Annotated in this window: 12 protein-coding genes; 3 read left to right on the top strand and 9 right to left on the bottom strand. The window is 65.6% G+C overall.

Going from position 1 to position 15920, the window contains the following annotated elements; genetic code table 11:
• The first annotated feature begins 188 nt into the window (after positions 1 to 188).
• The 3 genes from AC1DEL_RS22200 (at position 189) to AC1DEL_RS22210 (ending at position 1625) form a co-directional block, all read left to right on the top strand.
• Entirely contained in the window at positions 189 to 713 is a 525-nt protein-coding gene (locus tag AC1DEL_RS22200; protein ID WP_477126239.1) for a GNAT family N-acetyltransferase, read from the top strand.
• A gap of 145 nt (positions 714 to 858) precedes the next feature.
• Complete coding sequence (locus tag AC1DEL_RS22205; protein WP_477126240.1) at positions 859 to 1290, top strand: STM2901 family protein; 432 nt, start codon at positions 859 to 861, stop codon at positions 1288 to 1290.
• A complete protein-coding gene (locus AC1DEL_RS22210) occupies positions 1290 to 1625 on the top strand; it encodes a DUF1493 family protein (protein WP_477126241.1) in 336 nt (111 codons plus the stop codon). The genes AC1DEL_RS22205 and AC1DEL_RS22210 overlap by 1 nt, the downstream gene beginning before the upstream one ends.
• 346 nt (positions 1626 to 1971) lie before the next feature.
• Here AC1DEL_RS22210 and AC1DEL_RS22215 read toward each other — a convergent pair whose 3' ends face one another.
• From AC1DEL_RS22215 to AC1DEL_RS22255, 9 genes are all read right to left on the bottom strand, one after another.
• Complete coding sequence (locus AC1DEL_RS22215; protein ID WP_441593421.1) at positions 1972 to 3435, bottom strand: glutamate synthase subunit beta; 1464 nt, start codon at positions 3433 to 3435, stop codon at positions 1972 to 1974.
• A 121-nt stretch (positions 3436 to 3556) separates the two neighbouring features.
• The gene (locus tag AC1DEL_RS22220) at positions 3557 to 8224 is read right to left on the bottom strand and encodes a glutamate synthase-related protein (RefSeq protein WP_441593431.1); all 4668 of its coding nucleotides are present in this window, start codon (positions 8222 to 8224) and stop codon (positions 3557 to 3559) included.
• Between the two features lie 378 nt (positions 8225 to 8602).
• Positions 8603 to 9334 carry a transposase gene (locus tag AC1DEL_RS22225; RefSeq protein ID WP_441593422.1) on the bottom strand — a complete coding sequence of 244 codons (732 nt, stop codon included), beginning with the start codon at positions 9332 to 9334 and terminating at the stop codon, positions 8603 to 8605.
• Positions 9335 to 9414: 80 nt separating this feature from the next.
• On the bottom strand, positions 9415 to 10551 hold the full coding sequence (locus AC1DEL_RS22230) for a deoxyguanosinetriphosphate triphosphohydrolase (RefSeq protein WP_092299345.1): 1137 nt from the start codon (positions 10549 to 10551) through the stop codon (positions 9415 to 9417).
• 52 nt (positions 10552 to 10603) lie between these two features.
• Entirely contained in the window at positions 10604 to 11710 is a 1107-nt protein-coding gene (gene aroB / locus AC1DEL_RS22235) for a 3-dehydroquinate synthase (RefSeq protein WP_092299348.1), read from the bottom strand.
• Positions 11707 to 12279 (bottom strand): shikimate kinase, encoded by a 573-nt coding sequence (locus AC1DEL_RS22240; RefSeq protein ID WP_092299352.1) that lies wholly within the window; start codon positions 12277 to 12279, stop codon positions 11707 to 11709. The genes aroB and AC1DEL_RS22240 overlap by 4 nt, the downstream gene beginning before the upstream one ends.
• Before the next feature lie 260 nt (positions 12280 to 12539).
• Complete coding sequence (locus AC1DEL_RS22245; RefSeq protein WP_092299355.1) at positions 12540 to 14672, bottom strand: type IV pilus secretin PilQ; 2133 nt, start codon at positions 14670 to 14672, stop codon at positions 12540 to 12542.
• The gene (locus AC1DEL_RS22250) at positions 14669 to 15205 is read right to left on the bottom strand and encodes a pilus assembly protein PilP (RefSeq protein WP_177219992.1); all 537 of its coding nucleotides are present in this window, start codon (positions 15203 to 15205) and stop codon (positions 14669 to 14671) included. The genes AC1DEL_RS22245 and AC1DEL_RS22250 overlap by 4 nt, the downstream gene beginning before the upstream one ends.
• Positions 15206 to 15243: 38 nt before the next feature.
• A complete protein-coding gene (locus tag AC1DEL_RS22255) occupies positions 15244 to 15918 on the bottom strand; it encodes a type IV pilus inner membrane component PilO (RefSeq protein WP_092299358.1) in 675 nt (224 codons plus the stop codon).
• Positions 15919 to 15920 lie beyond the last annotated feature (2 nt).

The raw sequence follows: 15920 nt of genomic DNA on the forward strand, positions 1-15920 counted from the left end.
CCTCCGGACCACGGCACAAGGCCATGGCACCAAATCGGCTGAAAGGGATTGCGAGGCAGTCTCTTGTTATGGTTTTCTGGGCATTCTACGAACAATGCCGATGACGGCACAGACCACGTAAACCATAGCCGGGTGGACCCCAATGGGTGATCGCAGGGCGCAATGGATGGGTCTTTTATAATCGCCCGATGTCTGAAATTGTCCTGCGGCGGATGCTGGCCGCCGACCTGCCCGCCGTGCTCGCCGTCCAGGCGCAGTGCTATGCCGCCACGCTGATCGAATCCACCGACGCCCTCGCCAGCCGCCTCGCGCTGTCGCCCGAAACCTGCTGGGTGGCCGCCCTGCCCGAAGGCCGGCTGGCCGCCTACCTGTTCACCCACGCCTGGCCGGAGGCCTCACTGCCCCCGCTCGACGGCGTGCTGGCGCGCGACTGGCCACCCGCCGCGTCCCTCACCTGGTTCATCCACGACATGGCCGTGGCCCCCGCCGGCCAAGGCTCCGGCCTGGCCGCCCGCCTCTACGCCGCCGCCGAACAACCGGCCCGCGCGCTGGGCCTGACGTCGTCACGCCTCATCGCTGTACAGTCCGCCGCCGCCTGGTGGCGCAGGATCGGGTACGCCCCGCTGACCGCACACGACGCCGCCCCGCATGCCCAAAAACTGGCCGCCTACGGCGCAGATGCAATCCTCATGGAGCGTAGGTTTGGCGGCTGACGGGAGGCTGACAGGGTGGGCGGTGGCAAGCGCGTCGCGCGTGTTTGACGTGCAGCAAGCCCGACCGGGAACTCGATGAAGTCCGATTTCTTCACCGGCGGTGTGGCGATACGGTTTCCAGCTCAACAGAGTTGGAGATCTACGTATGGGCAACACTTATCGCTATGGCATCCACGAAAACCTTTCGCCCGGAGGATTGTTCCTGCTGGTCACCATCGACGAAACCTGCAAGCAGCTTGGGATTGAAGATTTCGCTACTGTTGGAGCGATTCTGGCGGGCCAGAACTGGGTGCCCATGCGAGGTAAATTTCACGGGGCCACGCCGCGAACCTCCGTGGCTTCAAAACTCGCGCGAACCTACCTGAATTACGATCTGAAGCGAAAGATCTTGCCGACTGTCACGAATGCGAGCGTCAGACAACTCAAAGTGTTCATGACGCGAAACCTTGGCACTTTCGTCGGCCGCTCCGTTCCGGTTCTCGGCTGGGCACTCTTCGCTCGAGACGTAGCCATCATCACTGCTAACTCAGTGGGCCAGTACAACCGTTTGGTCAAAAGCGAAGACAGGGCCTTCTAATGACAGACGCCACGCTTGCGGCAGTTACTGCCTTTATCCGGCAAAGCACCGGCCTTCCGGAAGGCCGGCGCATTTCCCGCACCGACAGCCTTGAGCGCGATCTGGACCTGACCGGCGACGAAGCCTTTGATTTCATGGAGGAATTTCTCACGCACTTCGGCATCGAGCGTGGCGACTATGCGTTCCAGCGTTACTTCTGCGAAGAGGGCTTCAGCCTGCTCGAGATCCTCGCCATGCCGTTCTCACGGAAGCTTCGTCTGAAGTACGAAAAGATGCCGCTGACCGTCGGCATGCTGGAACGGGCGATCGAGTCGGGCGCCTGGGAAACGCCATGAGATCCGCGATCCGCTGGCTTGCCCAAGCTTCTTGCATCTGGGGAGTGCTTCTCCTGGCGGCTCTAGCGGGCAACTCGTATAGCTGGATGTACGAGATGGCCCCCTCGATTCCGCGTGGCGCAATCGAGGGGGCCTCAGGCAACGAGGCGGTCCTGGCAACCATGGTCTTCCTGGCGATAGCGGCATGGCATGCCGGGCGAGACGCGCATCGGCGAGATGGATGGCGGTGCTGACGATCGCCGCCGCCGCTGTACCGTGGACCATGACGCTCTAGTCCACCCCGTCCACAAAACAAAAAGCCCGCCCGAGAAACCCCGGGCGGGCTCTTTACCTGGAACGCCTGCAATCAGCGCGGCAGTACCGTGTGGCCCATCAGGAAGGCGTCGACGGAGCGGGCGGCCTGGCGGCCTTCGCGGATGGCCCAGACCACGAGGGACTGGCCGCGGCGCACGTCGCCGGCGGCGAAGACCTTCGGCACGTTGGTGTAGTACGCGCGGTCGCCTTCGGTGGAGGCCTTGGCGTTCTTGCGAGCGTCCGTGTCCACGCCGAAGGCTTCCAGCATCGAGCCCACCGGGTTGGTGAAGCCCATGGCCAGCAGCACCAGGTCTGCCGGCAGCACGAACTCGCTGTCCGGCACTTCCTGCATGCGGCCGTCCTTCCACTCCACGCGGCAGGCCTTCAGGGCCTTGATCTTGCCGTTCTCGCCGATGAATTCCTTGGTGGCCACGGACCAGTCGCGCGAGCAGCCTTCGTCGTGGGAGGACGAGGTGCGCAGCTTGATCGGCCAGTACGGCCACACCAGCGGCTTGTTTTCCTCGTCCGGCGGCTGCGGCAGCAGTTCGAACTGGGTCACCGACACTGCGCCATGGCGATTCGACGTGCCGACGCAGTCGGAACCCGTATCGCCACCGCCGATCACGATCACGTGCTTGCCGTCCGCGCGGATGTCGTTCAGGGCGTCGCCGGCCACTTCCTTGTTCTGCGGGATCAGGAATTCCAGCGCGTAGTGCACGCCAGCCAGCTCACGGCCCGGCACCGGCAGGTCGCGCGGCACTTCCGAGCCGCCGGCCAGCACCACGGCGTCGAACTGCTCCATCAGCGACTGTGCCGAGATGGTCTCGCGGGCGTAGTTCACGATGCCGGCGGGCAGTTCGCCTTCGGTCACCATCACGCCAGCCCGGAACGTGACGCCTTCGGCCTGCATCTGCTCGATGCGGCGGTCGATCAGCGTCTTCTCCATCTTGAAGTCGGGGATGCCGTAGCGCAGCAGACCGCCGATGCGGTCGTTCTTCTCGAACACCGTCACGTCATGGCCGGCGCGCGCCAGTTGCTGCGCGGCAGCCATGCCAGCCGGGCCCGAGCCAACCACGGCCACGGTCTTGCCGGTCTTGTGCGCGGGCACCTGCGGCGCCACCCAGCCCTCTTCCCAGGCCTTGTCGATGATGGCGTGCTCGATCGACTTGATACCCACTGGCAGCTCGTTGATGCCGAGCGTGCAGGCCGCCTCGCACGGTGCCGGGCAGATCCGGCCCGTGAACTCGGGGAAGTTGTTGGTCTGGTGCAGGACCTCGATGGCCGTCTTCCAGTCCTGGCGGTACACCAGGTCGTTGAAGTCCGGAATGATGTTGTTGACCGGGCAGCCGTTGTTGCAGAACGGGATGCCGCAGTCCATGCAGCGTGCACCCTGGATCTTCGCCTCGCTGTCGGACAGCGCGAAGACGAACTCCTTGTAGTGCTTCACACGCTTGACTACCGGCTCATAGCCTTCGTTCTGGCGGGGAAATTCGAGAAAGCCAGTCGCCTTACCCATGTTGCGTCCTTGGTCTAGCTGGCGCGAGGCGGCGGGGCCGGCCTCGCGTGGGGTCAGTATCTTGTTGGCGCCGCGGGCATGCCGCGCGGCGCCGTCTCGTGGGGATGGCCGATGCGCGCCGTCAGGCGGCAATCGCCTCGCGGTCGTTGTCGCGGGCGGCCTGCTCCTTGGCGTACATCTCGCCCAGGGCGCGCTTGTACTCGGTCGGGAAGACCTTGACGAACTTGCGGCGCGCCGTGGTCCAGTCCGCCAGCAGCGCCTTGGCGCGCTCCGAACCGGTGTAGCGGAAATGCTGCTCGATCAGGTTGCGCAGGATCACCTCGTCCAGCTCGCGCTTGCCGCCCTGCTTGTGCCACTGCGACTTGGGCTGGCCCTTCTCCTGGTCGGCCGAGGCGAGCACCGCCTCCAGCGCCACCATCGACGTGTTGCAGCGCTTGTCGAACAAGCCATCCTCGTCATAGACGTAGGCCACGCCGCCGGACATGCCCGCCGCGAAGTTGCGGCCCGTGCCGCCCAGCACGACCACCGTGCCGCCGGTCATGTACTCGCAACCGTGGTCGCCCGTGCCCTCGACCACCGCCACGGCGCCCGAGTTACGCACCGCGAAACGTTCGCCGGCCACGCCGTTGAAGAATGCCTCGCCGGCGATGGCGCCGTACAGCACCGTGTTGCCGACGATGATGTTGCGCGTCGGGTCGCCGCGGAACTCGTGCGGCGTGCGCACGATCACGCGGCCGCCGGAGAGGCCCTTGCCGACGTAGTCGTTGCCGTCGCCCACCAGATCCAGCGTGATGCCGTGCGCCAGGAACGCGCCGAACGACTGGCCGGCCGTGCCCTGCAGCTGGATGTGGATGGTGTCGTCGGGCAGGCCCTCGTGGCCATACTGCTTGGCGATCACGCCGGACAGCATCGCGCCCACCGTGCGGTTCACGTTCTTCACCGGCTGGATGAACGACACGCGCTCACCCTTGTCGATGGCCTGACGCGCCTTGGCGATCAGCACATGGTCCAGCGCCTTGCCGGCTTCCACCGACAGACCGTGGTCCTGCACGTCCGTATGGAAGCGCGGCACGTCGGCGGCGAACGCCGGCTGATAGAAGATGCGGCCGAAGTCCAGGCCACGCGCCTTCCAGTGCTCGATGCCGTTGCGCATGTCGAGCAGGTCGGCGCGGCCGATCAGCTCATCGAACGTGCGGATGCCCAGCTGGGCCATGATCTCGCGCGCTTCCTCGGCAACGAAGAAGAAGAAGTTCACCACATGCTCGGGCTTGCCCTGGAACTTCTTGCGCAGCGCCGGATCCTGCGTGGCCACGCCCACCGGGCAGGTGTTCAGGTGGCACTTGCGCATCATGATGCAGCCCTCGGCCACCAGCGGTGCCGTGGCGAAGCCGAACTCGTCAGCGCCCAGCAGCGCGCCGATCACCACGTCGCGGCCGGTCTTCATCTGGCCGTCAGCCTGCACGCGGATGCGGTTGCGCAGGCCGTTGAGCATCAGCGTCTGCTGCGTCTCGGCCAGGCCCAGCTCCCACGGCGTGCCGGCGTGCTTGATCGACGACCACGGCGAGGCGCCGGTGCCGCCGTCATGGCCGGCGATCACCACGTGGTCGGCCTTGGCCTTCGCCACGCCGGCCGCCACGGTGCCCACGCCCACTTCGGACACCAGCTTGACCGAGATGTCCGACACCGGGTTCACGTTCTTCAGGTCGTGGATCAGCTGTGCCAGATCCTCGATCGAGTAGATGTCATGGTGCGGCGGCGGCGAGATCAGGCCCACGCCCGGCACCGAGTAACGCAGCTTGCCGATGTAGTCCGACACCTTGTGGCCGGGCAGCTGGCCGCCCTCGCCAGGCTTGGCGCCCTGGGCCATCTTGATCTGGATCTGGTCGGCCGACGCCAGGTACTCGGCGGTCACGCCAAAGCGGCCCGATGCCACCTGCTTGATCTTGCTGCGCAGCGAGTCACCTGCCTGCAGCGGCAGGTCACGCTCGATCACGTGGTCGCCCAGCAGGCCCTTGAGGGTATCGCCCTGCTTGATTGGGATGCCGCGCAGTTCGTTCCGGTAGCGCTTCTCGTCCTCGCCGCCTTCGCCGGTGTTCGACTTGCCGCCGATGCGGTTCATCGCCACGGCCAGCGTGGTGTGGGCTTCGGTCGAGATCGAGCCGAGCGACATGGCACCCGTGGCGAAACGCTTCACGATGTCCTTGGCCGACTCCACTTCCTCGAGCGGAATGGCGCGCGACGGATCGACCTTGAACTCGAACAGGCCACGCAGCGTCATGTGACGGCGGCTCTGGTCGTTGATGATGTTCGCGTATTCCTTGTACGTCTGGTAGGCACCCTTGCCGTCATCGGCGCGCACCGAGTGCTGGAGCTTGGCCACCGAATCCGGCGTCCACATATGCTCCTCGCCCCGCACGCGGTAGGCGTACTCACCGCCGGCTTCGAGCATGGACTCGAGCACGGGGTTGTTGCCAAACGCGTCGCGGTGCAGGCGGATGGCTTCCTCGGCAACCTCGAAGATGCCGATGCCTTCCACGTTGGACGGCGTGCCGTGGAAATACTTCTGCACCAGTTCGCGCGACAGGCCGATGGCCTCGAAGATCTGCGCGCCGGTGTAGGACATGTACGTGGAGATGCCCATCTTGGACATCACCTTGAACAGGCCCTTGCCGATGGCCTTGACGAAGTTCTTGACCGCCTTCTCCGGCGACAGGTCGCCCGACAGGCCGGTGGCCATGTCGGCCAGCGTTTCCATGGCCAGGTACGGGTGGACGGCTTCGGCGCCGTAGCCAGCCAGCAGCGCGAAGTGGTGCACTTCACGCGCGGAGCCGGTTTCCACCACCAGGCCGGCGGACGTGCGCAGGCCCTTCTCCACCAAGTGATGGTGGATGGCCGACGTCGCCAGCAGTGCCGGAATCGCCACATGATCGGCATCGACGCGGCGGTCGGACACGATCAGGATGTTGTAGCCCGAGCGCACGGCATCAACGGCCTCGGCGCACAGCGACGCCAGGCGCGCCTCGATGCCTTCCTTGCCCCATGCCGTCGGATAGCAGATGTTCAGCTCATAAGCGCGGAACTTGCCACCGGTGTAGTGCTCGATGTTGCGGATTTTGGCGATGTCCTTGAAGTCCAGCACGGGCTGGGACACTTCGAGGCGCATCGGCGGGTTGATGTTGTTCAGTTCGAGCAGGTTCGGCTTCGGGCCGATGAACGACACCAGCGACATGACCATGTTCTCGCGGATCGGGTCGATCGGCGGGTTGGTCACCTGGGCGAACAGCTGCTTGAAGTAGTGGTACAGCGTCTTGTTCTTGGACGACAGCACGGCCAGCGGCGAGTCATTGCCCATCGAGCCGGTGGCTTCCTCGCCGGCCAGCGCCATCGGCGCCATCAGGAACTTGACGTCCTCCTGCGTGTAGCCGAAGGCCTGCTGGCGGTCCAGTAGCGGCGCCACGGGCTTCTTCTCGGCGGCCACGTCCTCGGGCTTGGCTTCGAGTTCGTCCATCTTGATGCGCACGGCATCGATCCAGCTCTTGTACGGCTTGGCGTTGGCCAGGTTGTCCTTGAGCTCCTTGTCGTCGATGATGCGGCCCTGTTCCATGTCGATCAGGAACATCTTGCCGGGCTGCAGGCGCCACTTCTGCACCACGCGCGACTCGGGGAACGGCAGCACGCCGGCTTCGGAGGCCAGCACGACCACGTCGTCTTCCGTCACATAGAAACGGGCCGGACGCAGGCCGTTACGGTCCAGCGTGGCGCCGATCTGGCGGCCATCGGTGAAGCAGATGGCGGCGGGGCCGTCCCACGGCTCCATCATGGCGGCGTGGTACTCGTAGAACGCGCGGCGGTTGTCGTCCATCAGCGTGTGCTGTTCCCAGGCTTCCGGGATCATCATCATCATCGCGTGGACGAGCGGGTAGCCGGCCATCGTCAGCAGTTCGAGGCAGTTGTCGAACGATGCCGTATCGGACTGGCCCGGGTAGATCAGCGGCCACAGCTTGGGCAGGTCGTCGCCGAGCACCGGCGACGAGATGGCGCCCGTGCGCGCGTTGACCCAGTTGACGTTGCCCTTGACCGTGTTGATTTCGCCGTTGTGGGCGACCATGCGGTACGGGTGGGCAAGCTCCCAGGCCGGGAAGGTGTTGGTGGAGAAGCGCTGGTGCACCAGGGCCAGGGCCGAGACGGCGCGCGGGTCCTGCAGGTCGAGGTAGTACTCGCCCACCTGGGTGGCCAGCAGCAGGCCCTTGTACACCACGGTACGGGCCGACATCGACGGCACGAAGTATTCCTTGCCGTGCTTGAGCTTGAGCGCCTGGATGGCGTGGCTGGCGGTCTTGCGGATGACGTAGAGCTTACGTTCCAGCGCGTCCGTGGTCATGATGTCGCGGCCACGGCCAATGAAGATCTGGCGGATTACCGGCTCGGTGGTGCGCACCGTGGGGGACATCGGCATGTTGCAGTCCACCGGCACGTCACGCCAGCCCAGCACGACCTGGCCTTCCAGGCGCACCGTGCGCTCGAGCTCCTGCTCGCAGGCCAGGCGCGAGGCGTGTTCCTTCGGCAGGAAGATCATGCCGACGCCGTACTCGCCGTTCGGCGGCAGGGTCACGCCCTGCTTGGCCATTTCCTCGCGGTAGAACTGGTCCGGGATCTGGATCAGGATGCCGGCGCCGTCGCCCATCAGCTTGTCGGCACCCACGGCGCCGCGATGGTCGAGGTTCTCGAGGATCTTCAGGCCCTGCGAGATGATCTCGTGCGACTTGCGGCCCTTGATGTGCGCAACCATGCCGACGCCGCAGGCGTCATGCTCGTTGGCCGGGTCATAGAGGCCCTGCGCTTGCGGGCGGGCGGCGGTATCGATGGGATCGGCGGGGTGTTGCGAGTGGTCCACGGGCTGAATTCCGGTGAAGGCAGCGCGCGCGGCAAGGCAGACCGAACGGGGGTGGCTGGATGCAGGCGCCTCTTTGACGGGCGGATGGCAGGCAGCGGGACCGCAGCGGCGTACACGAGCGTGACGCGCCGCACAATGACTGTGGGTGGAGCAACTATATGAGAATCGGGAATGTATCGCAAAAATTTTAAATGGGGTCAGAACACATTAAAAATCGCCCCGGTTCAGGGCGCATTTTTAATGGGGACACATTAACTTTTGCGCACTTAATCTTCAGGCTGGTGCATCGGTGGCCGGTGCCTCGTCGAGATCTTCCTCGCTGGCGCGGCGCGGCCGGCCCTTCGGCAACGGCTGCACGCGCCGCGTGGCGTGACGCTCCAGCTGCGCGAGGAAGGCTTCGTTGCCGAGCGGCCACCCGCTATGGGCATGTTTGCGCAGTGTGGCGAGCGTCTTGCCGGACAGCCCTTCGGCAGTGAGCGCGCGATAGTTCGACTGGCGCTCGAAAGGCGTGTTGCCAAGCTCCCAGTAGGCAGAGTGATCGCTCACAAGCGGGCTGGACTCGATGCCCGCGTGATGGCGGTAGCTGCTCCAGCGATCGGCTTCGGCCGTCATCACCTCGCCGGCACGCAGCGCGTTGCCTTCGGCATAGAGCATGGCCGGCAGCAGCCAGGCATTGGGTTCGATCACGGCCGAGCGGAAGCGCCCTTCCCAGAGCGTGCCGGTGCGATTGGCCACCCGGTTGAAGTGCCGCGCGTAGCGGCGGCCGACGGCCTGCATCGCCAGGCTCAGGGAATCGGGCCCCTTGGGCGTGGCCACCAGATGGATATGGTTTGGGCGCAGCGCGTAGGCATGGACGGCCAGTTCATGCTCGCGCGCGGCCATGCGCAGGCAATCGAGGTAATGGAGGTAGTCGTCCGGGCCCAGGAACACGGGCTGACGATTGTTGCCGCGTTGCAACACGAGCGCCGGCAAGCCGGCTGGGGAGAATCGGGGAAGGCGCGCCATCGGGGGATTCGAGGAACGTGAATCAGCAATCCCCGCATGATAGCCTGATCCGTCCCCATTTAATTCGGGACGTGGCGGGATCAGTCGCTCTCGCTGACGGCGAAGATCCGGCGGTGCTCGCGAATCGCGTAGCGGTCCGTCATCCCGGCGATGTAATGGGCAATCAGGCGCGGCTGGTCGCCGCCATGGCTGGCCTGGTACTGCGGCGGCAACAGGCGGGAGTCCTGCATGAAGGCCCCGAAGAGGTCCGAAATGATCCGCTGGGCCTTGGCGGACATCCGCATCACCAGATAGTGCCTATATAGATGACGGAACAGGAAGCGCTTGAGCGCCGCGGCCTCCTCGTGGACCTTGGGGCTGAAGGCGACAAGCGGCCCGGCGGCGCGCACCGCATCGATATTCTTGGGGTTGGCTGCGGCGATATTGCGCCCGGTGGTCTCGATCAGGTCGACGATCAGCGTGTTGATCATGCGGCGAACCGTCTCATTGATGGCGCGCCGGCCATTGATGCCCGGGAATGCGGCCGTGACCTCGGCCCGGTGGCGGCCCCACATCGGCACTTCGTCGAGCTGTTCCAGCGTCAGCAGCCCCGAGCGCAGGCCATCGTCGATATCGTGGTTGTTGTACGCGATCTCATCGGCCAGATTGGCCAGCTGGGCCTCCAGCGACGGCTGCGCGCCCTCCAAGAAGCGCCGCCCCAGCTCCCCGAGCGCCGCCGCGTTGACCCGCGAGCAATGCTTGAGAATGCCCTCACGCGTTTCGAACGTCAGGTTCAGGCCGTTGAAGCCGCCGTAGCGCTCCTCCAGCTCGTCCACCACCAGCAGGCTCTGCAGGTTGTGCTCGAAACCGCCGTGGTTCTTCATGCAGAGGTTCAGCGCGTCCTGCCCGGCATGGCCGAACGGCGTGTGTCCAAGGTCGTGCGCCAGTGAGATCGCCTCGACCAGATCCTCGTTGACGCGCAGGTTACGGGCGATGGACCGCGCGATCTGCGCCACCTCCAGGCTGTGCGTGAGCCGGGTGCGGAACAGGTCGCCCTCATGGTTCACAAACACCTGGGTCTTGTACTCCAGGCGCCGGAACGCGGTGCTGTGGATCACGCGGTCGCGGTCACGCTGGAATTCGCTGCGCGACGACGACGCCGGTTCGGCATGCACCCGCCCCCGCGACTGCGACGAGTGAGCGGCGTACGGGGCGAGGTGGGATTCGAGGTCGGTCATGCGGCAATCCGGTGGCGGGGCTTGGGGTTGCAAGGCATGGCCGATCGCGGGTTCAGGCGACCGGTGCCTCGGTTGGGGGTTTCAACGTCGCGTGGCGCAGCGTCTCGCGCAGGTCCGCGTCGGGCACGGTGGTGATGAAAGCATCGCCAAGTTTCTTCAGCAGGATGAACTTGATGCTGCCCGCCTCGGCCTTCTTGTCCACTTTCATCAGTTCGATATAGCGGTCGATGCCGAGTTCCGGCGCCACCACGGGCAGCATGGCCGCCCGGGTCAGCTCGCGGATGCGCGCGCGCGTCTCGGTATCGATGAAGCCCAGCCGGTGCGACAGGTCGGCAGCCATGACCATGCCGCAGCCCACCGCCTCGCCGTGCAGCCACTCGCCGTAGCCCATGCCCGCCTCGATGGCATGGCCGAAGGTATGGCCGAAGTTCAGGATCGCCCGCAGGCCGCCCTCGCGCTCGTCCTGGGCCACCACGGCGGCCTTGATCTCGCAGGAGCGGCGCACGGCGTCGGCCATCAGGCTGGTATCGCAGGCGTTCAGGCCGGCGATATGGGTCTCGATCCAGTCGAAGTAGGCCGTATCGGCAATCGCGCCATGCTTGATGACCTCGGCCAGACCGGCCGCCAGCTCGCGGGCCGGGAGGGTGCGCAGGGTGTCGATGTCGGCGATCACCGCGTTCGGCTGGTGGAACGCGCCGATCATGTTCTTGCCGAGCGGGTGGTTGATGCCGGTCTTGCCACCCACCGAGGAATCCACCTGCGCCAGCAGCGTGGTCGGCATCTGCACGAACGGCACGCCGCGCATGTAGCAGGCGGCGGCAAACCCGGTCATGTCGCCCACCACGCCGCCGCCGAGTGCGATCAGCGTGGTCTTGCGGTCGGCGCCGGCGCTCAGCAGCGCATCGAAGATCAGGTTCAGGGTTTCCCAGTGCTTGAAACGCTCGCCGTCCGGCAGCGTGACCACGCGCACGGTCTTGCCGAGCGCGGCCAGCGTGGCTTCCACCCGGGCGGCGTACAGCGGGCCGACCGTCTCGTTGGTGACGATGACGGCGTGCTGGCCGCGCACGTGCGGCGCCAGCAATTCGGCGCGGTCGAGCAGACCGCCACCGATATGGATCGGGTAGCTGCGCGTCCCGAGGTCGACTTCAAGCGTAATCATGAATGGGTGTCCTGCGCCGGCTGGTCCGGCGCCGCGGGCGTGGCCGCATCGCCGTCCGGGATGGCTTCCGCGGGCGGAAACACAAAGCCGGCCATCTCAAGTTGCATCAGAACCATATTAGCAAGCTGTGCCACGGACGGCTTGCCGGTTTCGATGATGAAATCCGCCACTTCGCGGTAGAGCGGGTCGCGCTCGGCGTACAGCGCCTCGAGCCGGCCCTTGGGGTCCTGGGTCTGGAGCAGCGGGCGATTGCGGTCGTGGCGGGTGCGCAGCCACAGGTCGTGCGGGCTCGCGCGCAGGTAGACCACGGTGCCATTGGCGCGCAGCACCTCGCGGTTCTCCGGGCGCAGCACGGCGCCGCCGCCCGTGGCCAGCACGATGCCCTGGCGCGAAGCCAGCTCGGCAATGATGTGCGCCTCGCGGTCGCGGAAGCCCGCCTCGCCCTCGTGCTCGAAAATAATCGGAATCCGCACGCCGCAACGCGCCTCGAGCTCATGGTCGGAGTCGAAGAACGGGTAGTTGAGACGCCGGGCCACGGTGCGGCCGACGGTAGTCTTGCCGGCGCCCATAAGGCCAACGAAGAAGAGATTCGGGCGAGTGGCTTGCGCGGTCACTGGGGTATCGAGGTCAAGCAGGCGTGGTGCCTGGCGGCTTCGCATTATCGCCCCGGCCGGGACTTTCGCAAAACAGGTGATGACAATACATCACGCGGCATCGCGCGCTTCCGGCCTGGCTGCCTGACGACGCCGCCAATGAAAAAAGGCCGCGTCGGCAAGCGACGCGGCCTCTCAGTCTACTGCATCCGGGCCCGGTACTGCACCCGGCGCGGTTATTTCAGCGACACGTTGTCGTTCAGGATACGCGGCGTCAGGAACACCAGCAGCTCGGTGCGGTTGTTGACCTTGGCGTTGTTCTTGAACAGGTAGCCGATCACCGGGATATCGCCCAGGAACGGCACCTTGTTGTAGTTGTTGCTCTCTTCCTGGCTGTAGATACCGCCAATCACCACGGTGCCGCCGTTCTCCACCAGCACCTGCGTCTGCACGTGCTTGGTGTCGATGGCGAAGCCGTTGGTGGTCTGGATACCCACGCTGTCCTTGTTCACGTCCACATCCAGCAGCACGTTGCCTTCCGGCGTGATCTGCGGCGTGACCTCGAGCTTCAGGTTGGCCTTGCGGAACTGCACCGAGGTGGCACCGCTCGACGTGGCGGATTGGTACGGCAACTCCGTGCCCTGCTCGATCAGCGCCTTGATGTTGTTGGCAGTGACCACGCGCGGACTGGAGATGATCTTGCCCTTGCCGTCGGCTTCCAGCGCCGACAGTTCGAGCGCCAGGAAGCGGCCCGCACCGGCGTTGAAGATGCTGAACGCCACCGATGCCGGGTTCGTGCCGTTGATCGCGGCGGCCGGCAGGCTCAGGGCCGGGCCGTTATCCCACGTGGCGTCCTGCGTGATCGGGCTCACCACGTTGGTGTACGAGTTGCCGTAGCCAGCGCCCGACCGCTGCGAGGCAAAGCCCAGCTTCACGCCGAGGTTCCGGCTGAAGGTGTCGCTGGCCTCGACGATACGTGCCTCAATGATCACCTGGCGCACCGGGATGTCGATCTTCGTCAGGAAGTTCTGCACTTCCTCGAGCTTGCTCGCCACGTCCGACACGAACAGCTGGTTGGTACGCGGGTCAGCCGTCAGCGAGCCGCGCTTGGACAGCATGCGCGTCGCGCCCATCGTGCCGGCCGCGCCGCCCGCGGCCACGCCGCCCGAGCTGGCACCCGAACCGCCGGTGCTCTGGCCCAGCAGCATGCGTCGCACATCGTCCGCCCGCTGGTAGTTGAGCTGGTAGACCTGGCTGCGGATCGGCTCGAGCTCGGTGATCTGCTGCGCCGCCTCGAGTTCCAGCTTCTCCTTGGTCGCCAGTTCCGCCTTGGGTGCCACCCACAGCACGTTGCCGTTGCGGCGGGAGGCCAGACCCTTCGAATCCATCACGATCTGGAGCGCCTGGTCCCACGGCACATCCTTGAGACGCAGCGTCAGGTTGCCCTGCACCGTGTCGCTCGTGATGATGTTCAGGTTCGTGAAGTCGGCGAACACCTGGAGCAGCGAGCGGATGTCGATGTTCTGGAAGTTCAGCGACAGGCGCTCGCCCCGGTAACCCTGGCCGGCGATCAGCTTGTTCGGATCATCCTTGACCGGACGCACTTCCACCACGAACTGGTTGTCGGTCTGGTACGAGCTGTACTCCCAGTTACCGCGCGGCTCGATGGTCAGGCGGGCGTTGCCGTTGGCGTCGCTGGCGCGCATGCCCTGTACCGGCGTGCCGAAGTCCGTCACGTCGAAGCGGCGACGCAGGTCCTGCGGCAGCGCGGTGCCCATGAAGTCCACCACCAGGTTCTGGCCCTGTTGCTGGATATTGATGCCCGAGTCGCGCGAGGACAGGTCCACGACCACCCGCCCTGCACCGTCGGTGCCGCGCCGGAAGTCGATATTGCGCAGCGCCGGGCGGTTGGCCGCCTGGGCCGGCGCCGGGCTGGCCGCGAACGTCGGTGCCGACGTCGTGCTGGTCTGCGCCACGTTGTCCAGCAACACCACGAACTGGTTGCCGCGCACTTCCGTGCGATACGTGGCCGAGCGGCTCAGGTTCAGCACCACGCGGGTGCGGTCGCCGATCTGCATCACATTGGCGCTCTTGAGCACCTTGCCGGCGTACTCGTACTGCGCACGGCCGGCAGGGAAGCCCGTGTCGAAGAAGTCGATCGCGATCTTCGCCGGATTCTGCGTGGTGAAGTCCGCAGGCTTCTGCGTGAGCGGCCCTTGCAGGTCGACCGTGAACACGGTCTGCTCGCCAACGACGTTGGCTTCCACCTGCTTGAGCTGGTTAGTCTGAGCGTGTGCGGCCGGAGAGGCCAGCACCAATGCCATCGCTGCTGCGCCCGCAAGCGCCCGGTACCATCGTGCCGTGATCATGCGGATGCCTCCAGCTTCAGGCTGGTCATTTTCTCTTTCCAATCTGAGACCCCTTCCCGAACCAATTCGCGCAACACGATCTCTTGATCGTTGATGCGGACCACCCGGCCATAACTCTGGCCGAGATACTGACCCACTTTGACGTGGTGGATCTTGTTATCTACGCGTACGACACCGTAGGTCTCGCCGTTTTTTTTCAGCATGCCGAGCATCTTGAAGTTTTCCAGCGGGAATTCCTCAAGCGGCTCGCGTCGCCGTCCGGCCTCCGGCGACTCAGACATCGTCTTGTTCAGCTCACCAATCTTGGTCTGCGCGAACGGTTCCGGCGACGTGCGGCCGCCGTATTCGCGCGGCACGTACGGCTTGACCTCGGGCAGCGGCTCCGGCGGCGGCGCCTTGGCGGCGCGCGTCTGGCTCATCCACTGCTGCAGCCCTTCGTCCTCGCTGGCGCCGCAGGCGGTCAGCGTGGTGGCGGCCAGCATCGCAACAGCGGCGGCTGCCAGCCGGCGCGGCGTGCGGGACGTGCGTGACATCATGGCAATGCGATGCGGGGGGCGATGTGTCAACCGGCTCACTTGGCACCTCCCTTGGCCTTCTTGGCGGCAGCGTCCGCGGCGGCGCGGCGTTGGGCCGCCTGCTCGTCCGGATCCAGGGCGCGGTAGGCCATGGCCTGCGCTTCCATCGACAACGTGCCGTCCTTGGCCACCGCCATGTTCAGGTTGCGCATCGAAACGATCCGGGAGAGCGCCGCCACGTCCGCGTTGAACAGCGCGACGTCGTGGTAGCGGCCGGTGACCTTCAGGTTCACCGGAATTTCGGCGAAATACGACTTGACCACGGCGGCCTGCGGCTTGAACAGCTCGAACTGGAGGCCGCGCGCCACGCCGGCGTGGTTCACGTCGGCCAGCAGCGCATCCATCTCGGTGCTGTTCGGCAACTGGCGCTCGGCCAGCGCCACGCGCTTTTCCACCTCCGTCTTCTGGGCGCGCAGCGCGTCCAGATTGGCCACCTGCGCCACCTTGGTCTTGAACGACTGCTTCAGCGTCTCGTGCTCCGCATGCTTGCGTTCGAGTTCGGTGTTCTTGTCGCTCCAGTAGAACTGCCAGCCGACCACCAGCACGATCACGGCGGCCAGCGCCGAGAACAGCAGGCGCGGCGCGGCCGGCCAGGTCTCGGGCTCGTTCAGGTTCAGGCCGCGGAACTGCGCGGTCAGGTCATTGAGGGAAATATCCGAATTGAGTGCCATGA

The organism is Cupriavidus sp. 10L43_2 (assembly GCF_056395265.1).